Below are 1,783 nucleotides of genomic sequence, written 5' to 3'. Positions count from 1 at the left end.
ACCCGAATTCTTAAGGTAAAAAGTAGTTATTATTATTCGAGATCCAAAACGGAGAACTGCTGATTTACGCTGAGTTTGGCAGTTCTCTTGGAATAACAATACTTCTGGGATAATGGGCCCAGCAACAGCAGCGCCTGATATTTTTCAGGTTGTTATAACCCTGATATCCATCTGTTTCCAGGTATCCGCCGCCGTATCCTTCCAGGAATCTTTCGATATGGTATTTTGCCCTGGTCTCCGTATATCCGAAAAGGATGATCGGCGGGAGGCCGTCTTCTCCGGATCTTACCAGCCACATACAGGACTGCGACTGTGCGCGCCTCTCCGGTTCTTTCAGCACCTGGACCCTGGTCTCATCCGCCATCAGGAAGCCCCTCTTTAGGAGTTCCCGGTGGAAGAATCCGTATACATGGATAAAGTACCGGTCCACACAGTTTATGATCCAGTTCGCTATCGTCGTCCTGGAAAGCTCCAGCCCGAACTGGAGCCAGTCTTTTTCCTGCCGGTACAGGGGCAGCGAAAGGGCATATTTCTGATAGATACACCATGAGGCCACCGACGGGGATACCGGACTGTGGGGGATCAGCGCCGGCGGGACCACAGATTTCACAAATTTATAGCTGTTCTGGTCTAAATGATATCCTTCTGTACACGCCGGACATTTATAAGTCGTACGGTAATATCTCACCAGCTTGAGTGTTGCCGGGATGTACACCAGTTCTTCCCGGACGTATTCCTTTCCAACACGGACCAGAGGGGTGCCGCAGTCCGGACAGGACTGTTCCGATCCCGGAAGAGGGACTTCGACCACTTCTGTCGGAAGATCCTTATATTTTTCTGCATTTGTCTTCCGGCTCTTGCGCACATGTTCCTTCACGACTACTACCTGCTCCGGTTCTGTGGCTTTTGGGTCATGGTGATACTCGGCTTCGTCAAAGATCTGGGCGTACATATCAAAGAGCGTGAGCTGACCGTCCGCCTGCGGCTCTTCCGGCTTTTTGCGTTTTTCGCTGGATGCCCCGTAAAGCTGCTTTTTCAGATACTCAATCGTTTCCAGTCTCTGAGCTGCGAGCTGGTTGGCCGCATCCAGGGATTCCTGCAGGGAAGCGATCATCCGCGTCTGGGATCCGACCGTTTTTTTCAATTGCTGCATCATATCTTTCAGCTCCCGGAGCTGGAGTTCCCTTGGGTCAGAAGCCATGTTCCTTTCGTCCTTTCTATACTGGACCCATTATATCATATGTCAGCAGATAAGACCACGGGAACAGAGCTGAAAACAGAGATATTTTGAGACATTTAAGATCTATTTCCAGCGGAAGGGACAGGACTTTTTCGGCCAGCGGGCAACGGTTTGAATGTCTTGGGCTGTTCGATCTCCAGTCCCGACATGAGCCAGTCGAACTGCTGCCAGGTAAGCCGTCTCACTTCCGCCTGGTTCTTTGGCCACCGGAACCTGCCATCGACAGACAGCCTCTTATACAGGAGGACGATACCATCCTTTTCGTACAGGATCGCCTTGATCCTGTCGTGGCGCCTCCCGCAGAAGAGGAACAGGGCATTATCGTCTTTGCCCATATGGAGTTTCTCTTCGATGATTGCACAGAGACCGTCGATCTGTTTTCGCATATCAGTACGGCCGCATTATCTAAATGTTAGGATAATGCGGCTTATGCTCAGTTTATTTTTATCCTCATCTTTTTTGAATAACCTGTCTTTTCCAGATGATTTTTCGGAAAAGATGAGGATAAAAAAATATGCGATAATGAAATCACAATTAAAATCG

Annotated in this window: 2 protein-coding genes; one reads left to right on the top strand and one right to left on the bottom strand. The window is 49.4% G+C overall.

Features of this window, described 5'->3' with window-relative positions; translation table 11 throughout:
* Nucleotides 1-64 precede the first annotated feature (64 nt).
* Nucleotides 65-1,201 carry an IS66 family transposase gene (locus tag B5F87_RS20390; protein WP_087284502.1) on the bottom strand — a complete coding sequence of 379 codons (1,137 nt, stop codon included), beginning with the start codon at nucleotides 1,199-1,201 and terminating at the stop codon, nucleotides 65-67.
* A gap of 86 nt (nucleotides 1,202-1,287) precedes the next feature.
* Here B5F87_RS20390 and B5F87_RS21555 point away from each other — a divergent pair, with 86 nt between their 5' ends.
* On the top strand, nucleotides 1,288-1,656 hold the full coding sequence (locus B5F87_RS21555) for a hypothetical protein (protein ID WP_242964631.1): 369 nt from the start codon (nucleotides 1,288-1,290) through the stop codon (nucleotides 1,654-1,656).
* Nucleotides 1,657-1,783: the final 127 nt, after the last annotated feature.

Source organism: Eubacterium sp. An3, from assembly GCF_002159465.1.
In the GTDB taxonomy this organism is placed as follows: Bacteria; Bacillota; Clostridia; order Lachnospirales; family Lachnospiraceae; genus Anaerobutyricum; species Anaerobutyricum stercoris.
This window is presented reverse-complemented; position numbering and strand designations above follow the sequence as displayed.

Bases quoted from the DNA above. Each gene is read 5' to 3' on its own strand.
- B5F87_RS20390 (WP_087284502.1), bottom strand. From the start codon at position 1,201: ATGGCTTCTGACCCAAGGGAACTCCAGCTCCGGGAGCTGAAAGATATG.